4 protein-coding genes are annotated in these 5,137 nt (G+C 70.3%); 1 reads left to right on the top strand and 3 read right to left on the bottom strand.

Features of this window, described 5'->3' with window-relative positions; all coding sequences use genetic code 11:
- Window positions 1-22: 22 nt before the first annotated feature.
- Window positions 23-1,252 carry an exodeoxyribonuclease VII large subunit gene (gene xseA / locus MJ797_RS10230; protein WP_239334072.1) on the bottom strand — a complete coding sequence of 410 codons (1,230 nt, stop codon included), beginning with the start codon at window positions 1,250-1,252 and terminating at the stop codon, window positions 23-25.
- 128 nt (window positions 1,253-1,380) lie between these two features.
- On the opposite strand from xseA, the gene MJ797_RS10225 reads away from it, so the two are divergent.
- Window positions 1,381-2,343: a 4-hydroxy-3-methylbut-2-enyl diphosphate reductase gene (locus MJ797_RS10225; RefSeq protein ID WP_239308407.1), complete on the top strand. Its 963-nt coding sequence runs from the start codon at window positions 1,381-1,383 to the stop codon at window positions 2,341-2,343.
- A 128-nt stretch (window positions 2,344-2,471) separates the two neighbouring features.
- Here the strand turns inward: MJ797_RS10225 and MJ797_RS10220 are convergent, their stop codons facing one another.
- Together MJ797_RS10220 and MJ797_RS10215 are read right to left on the bottom strand one after the other, a co-directional pair.
- Window positions 2,472-3,758 carry a glycosyltransferase family 4 protein gene (locus MJ797_RS10220; protein WP_239334070.1) on the bottom strand — a complete coding sequence of 429 codons (1,287 nt, stop codon included), beginning with the start codon at window positions 3,756-3,758 and terminating at the stop codon, window positions 2,472-2,474.
- Window positions 3,755-5,137, bottom strand: a 1,383-nt coding sequence (locus MJ797_RS10215) for a hypothetical protein (protein WP_374581904.1), incomplete at its 5' end; no start/stop codon positions are given. The genes MJ797_RS10220 and MJ797_RS10215, both read right to left, overlap by 4 nt.

Here is a 5,137-nt window from a genome sequence, read left to right as displayed (position 1 = left end):
AACAACTTCCGGCGGCGACCACTTAGACACTCTGGGGATCTCGGGCGCCGACGGTCGCCGGGAAGGAGCCACCGGCAACCCAGATGGCCAGCTCGTCACCAGTGTCCAACCCCGCCGGGTCGCGCACGATGGAGCCGTCGGCGGTCCGGCGTACCAGGGCATAGCCACGATCCAAAGTCGCGGCCGGTGACAGTGCGCGCAGCTGGGCGGACGTGTGGGCCAGCTCGCGCTCGGCCCCAGCGAGGATCTGCATCACGCAACGTAGCCCGCGGGAGCGTAGGTCGTTGACGGACTCGCTCTGGCGGTCAAGTTCGCGGCCGGGCGCGGCCAGCACGGGACGGCCGCATAGATCGGCCAGTCCGCGTTCCTCGTGATTCAGCCGCTGTTCGACGATCCGCCTGGACCGGTCGCGCAACGTGGTAACCAGGGCGTGTTGTTCGGCCACGTCCGGCACGATCCGTTTTGCCGCGTCCGTCGGGGTGGACGCGCGGACGTCGGCGACGAAGTCGAGCAGGGGCGCGTCCTGCTCGTGGCCGATGGCGGATACCACCGCGGTGTTCGCCGCGGCCACGGCGCGTATCAACGCCTCGTCGGAGAAGGGCAGCAGGTCCTCCATCGACCCACCGCCCCGGGCGATGACGATGACGTCCACGCCGGGGATACGGTCGAGGTCACGCAGCGCGTCGATGACCTGCCCGACGGCGAGCGGCCCCTGGACCGCCACTTCCCGGGTCACGATGCGCACGGCGGGCCAGCGACGGCGGGCGTTCTCGACCACGTCCCGCTCGGCCGCGCTCGCCCGTCCGGTGATCAACCCGACCGCCTGCGGGAGGAACGGGAGCCGGCGTTTGCGGGAAGCAGCGAACAGGCCCTCCGCCGCGAGCACGCCGCGCAGCTGCTCGAGGCGCGCGAGCAGGGCGCCCGCACCGAGTGGGCGGATCTCCACGACGGCGAGCGCGAGCGTTCCCCGCGTGGGGTGGAAGGACGGCTTGCCCCAGACCACCACCCTGGCGCCGTCAACGAGCCCGGCTCCGATCGCCTCACAGACGGCCCGCGGGCAGGTGAGCCGCAGCGACACGTCGGCGACGGGATCGCGCAGCGTGAGGAAGACGGTGGCGAGCCCGGGGCGGCGGACGATCTCGGTGAGTTGCCCTTCTACCCAGACCCGTCCAAGCCGGTTGACCCAGTCCCCGATCGCGCGGGAAATCGTGCGGACCGGCAGCGGCTGCTCCGGTGAGGAGGTGAGTGCCACCGAGCCACCGTAACGACTTGAACCGTCGATCCATGCACAAATCGCTTCGGGTGTCCTTACAGGTTGCCGGCGTGTGACGGTTATCGTTCGGTCGTCCGGCCGCTGCTGGGCCGCGTACACTTCCGGGCATGGGGCGGATCCTGTTGGCCAATCCGCGCGGGTACTGCGCTGGTGTTGACCGAGCGGTGCTGACGGTCGAGAAGACGCTGGAGCTGTACGGCGCTCCCGTCTACGTGCGCAAGCAGATCGTGCACAATGCCCACGTCGTCAAGACGCTGGAGGCAAAGGGCGCGATCTTTGTGGACGAGACGGACGAGGTTCCTGCCGGGGCGACCGTGGTGTTTTCTGCCCACGGTGTCGCACCGTCCGTCCATGAGGAGGCGAGGTCCCGGGAACTGCGAACGATCGACGCCACGTGCCCGCTCGTGACGAAGGTGCACGGCGAGGCACGCAGATTCGCCAAGGAGGACTTCGACATCCTCCTCATCGGCCATGAAGGCCACGAGGAGGTTGTCGGTACCACGGGCCAGGCGCCCGACCGCATCCATCTGGTCGACGGCGTGGAGGATGCGGCGGCCGTCAAGGTCCGCGACGAGTCCAGAGTTGCCTATCTCTCACAGACCACGCTGTCGGTCGACGAGACCGAGACCACGGTGCACGCGTTGCGTGAGCGCTTCCCGCTGCTACAGGGGCCGCCGAGCGCCGACATCTGTTATGCCACCCAGAACCGCCAGGTGGCGGTCAAGGAGATCGCCGGCCAGGTCGAGCTGATCCTCGTGGTCGGGTCGCCGAACTCGTCGAACTCCGTACGCCTGGTCGAGGTCGCCCTTGACCACGGGGTGCCTGCCGCCTACCTGGTGGACGACGCCAGCCAGGTGGATCCGGCCTGGCTCGACGGGGTGGAGACCATTGGGGTGACCAGCGGGGCTTCGGTTCCTGAGGAGCTGGTCACCGAGGTTGTCGCCTGGCTCGCCGAACGCGGTTTCGACGATGTCGAGCAGGTGACTTCGGCCGAGGAGCATCTGCTGTTCGCGCTGCCCCCTGAGCTCCGCCGGGAAATCCGGGCCCGGGAGCGCGCGGCCAAGGTCTAGCAAGCCGAACGGCCCAGGAGAACCGTTGGATCGGCACATCCGATCCAACGGTGCAATCGATCAAACCGGTGCGATGGACCCAACCGGTGCGGTGCGATCACGTATCGCACCGGTTGGCTTTTCTGGCGTCACGCCCGGGTGTTTTCTGGTGTCACAACCGGATAGCGGTGGCCACCGCCACCCGGGATCGCCGGGCCGGGCTGCCGGGCTGCCATGAGGGAACGCAGCAGTTCCGCCTGGCTGTCCGCCTGCTGGGTGAGGGTGTGCCGAGCGAGCACGTTCGCCCGGGCGGCTATGGAAATCCGCTCGGCATAGTCCGGATTACCGAGCAGGTCGGTCAGCCGGCGGGTGAGATCGTCGACATCCCCCGCGCGGGCGAGCAGCCCGGTCACGCCGTCCGTGACGATCTCTGGGATGCCGGCGGTCGGAAATGCCACCACCGGTGTCCCGCATGCCTGCGCTTCCAGAACGCTCAGCGGCAGGCCTTCCAGGCTGGACGCGAGCACCAGCGCGTCGCATGCTCGCAGCAGATCGGCTATATCCGTGCGCGGGCCGAGGAACCGTATCCGGACGCCCAGCAGGCTGGCGCCGAGCTCGCGTAGCGTCCTCGCGTGTGCCGGATCGAGACTCGGCGCGCCCGCGACGGCGAGCTGTGTACGAGCGAACCGTCCGGGTAGTGAGGCCACCGCCCGGATCACGTTGTCCACGCCCTTGCGTGGGTCGAGCCGGGACAGCGCCAGTACCACGGGCGCGGACGGATCGGCCGCCAGCTGGGCGCGTACCGCGGGATCGGCGGGTCCCGGCCGCAGCGCGTCCGTGTCGACCCCGTTGCGGATCACCTGGGTACGGCGGGCTGCCGCGGGCGGCAATGACGCCGCCACCGCGCCGCTGACCGCCACCGACGCCTGCGCGCCGCGCACCGCCAGCCCCCGCAGCCGGCCGATCAGATCCGGTTCGTTCTCCTCATGCAGGTGCAGGACGACCGGCCGGTTCGTCAGCCGGCCCGCCAGCACGCACTGCAGATGCGACCAGTGGCTGTTCGCGTGTACTGCGTCCACGTCAAGCAGGCGGACGAGCGCCGCCGTGCGTCGGGCGAGCATGGCGGTCCGTCCGAACTCCCGGACCGCGCCGACGGGGCTGAGCCGGCCATCCGGTGCGCGTATCCCGCGATCGTCGGGTGCGGGCAGCACGACGTGCAACAGCCCGGCCGCCCGCCATGCCGCGGCCGTGGCGCTGCCGGCGGGCGCCGCGAGGATCTGTTCGACCCCACGGTCGCGGAGCAGCGGCGCGAGCCGCAGCAGATAGCGCTGTGCGCCCCATAGTCCCTCGCCCTGCTCGACAACCAGCAACCGGCAGCGGGCCGGTTCCCGCGGCATCCTTGCCGGTGTGTCCGTCACGGCCGTAGGAGTGCTCACCGGTTCGCTCCTGACGCCGGCCCCGGTCTCGGCACCGCCTCTGACGTCGGTTCTGACGTCGGTTCTGGCGTGGGTCCTGGCCCCGGCTCCGGCGGTGTGCCGGTGCCGGTCGGCCCTGGGGTGGTCAGCAGACCGAGCGGGTCAGTGCACAGCAGGCCGATCGCGGCGGCCACGGCGGCCCGGGAGAAGCTGGCCGGATGGAAGGCCGCGGTGATCGACAGTGTGCCGCGCAGCTCGACGAACTTCACGGAGATGACGTCGCTGTCTCCGGGCGTGGACGCCGAGTACAGCTGAGGCGTGTCCCTACCGGGATCCGTGCCCGGCGGACCGTCGATCCAGCCGAGCCGTTCGAAGCGCGGCACTCGGCCCAGATGGTTGAGCACCAGGCACGGGTACGGCGGTGGATGGACGCCGGCCCGCGGTGATGCCGCCGATGGCAGCCGCCGTCGGTACCCGCGGGCGGCAATGAGACACAGCGTGGCCAGCGGCCGGCCAGAGGCAACCGTTTCGCGCAGTGCCCGGCTGATGGCGACCGGATCGACCGGATCGACCGGGAACATGCGCAGACCCACCGCGAAGTTGCCCGCGACGTTTGCGTCAGCTGGCAGGAAACGCCGGTTGTCAACGAGTGTGAACAGGCCCGCGCTGGCGGGTGGGCCCAGCCCGCAGCGGTCGAACGCGACCCGGGCCGCGGCGAACATGACGGCGGCGCTGGTCGAGCCGGGGGCGTGGGCATCGCGCCACTCGCGGATATCCGCCAGCGTCGACGCGGAGCTGTGCCGTGCGACAACCGCCAGCGCCGGCTCGGCCGGCTGGCTCGGAGCGGCCGTGGACATTGCGGCCGGTGCCCGCGCGGTGGATGCGGGCGGTGGGCTGCCGGCGGCGCGCATGGGCCGCGGACCGCGCAGCATCGCCAGCAGGCGCCGCGGATCACGACCGCAGAAGCGGATGAGTGCGCGTAGCAGCGGCAGCGCCGTCTCGTCCCTGGTCAGCGCTACCGGTGGGTCGCCGTCGAGGCCGGCGCGCAGCAGATCGGGGAAGGCGTTCGTACTCAACCAGCCGTCGCCGAGACAGTGGGCTATCGACAATGCCGCGTACCGGCGTCCGACATAGAGCTGGAACGGCAGGGTCGACACAGCGGATGCGTAGAGGCGTTCGATATGGCCGGTGAGGTCGTCCGGGTCGGGATCGTCCATCGGGACAATCATCGTCACGCAGTGCCGGCGTATCTCGGCGGTCGGGGTCGGTAGCCACTGTGTCGAGCTCGGGTCGAGCGTACGGAACAGCCGGTGGCCGGGTTTCATGGTGAACAGTTGTTCCGCGGCCACCCTGACCGCGGCCACGTCCGGCATGTCGGCCGGGCCGGCGAGCATGATGTG

Origin of the sequence: Protofrankia sp. CiP3, assembly GCF_917627345.1 — a bacterium.
Taxonomy (GTDB): Bacteria; Actinomycetota; Actinomycetes; order Frankiales; family Frankiaceae; genus Protofrankia.
The sequence above is the reverse complement of the archived record's forward strand: the minus strand, read 5'-3'. Positions and strand labels throughout refer to the sequence as shown.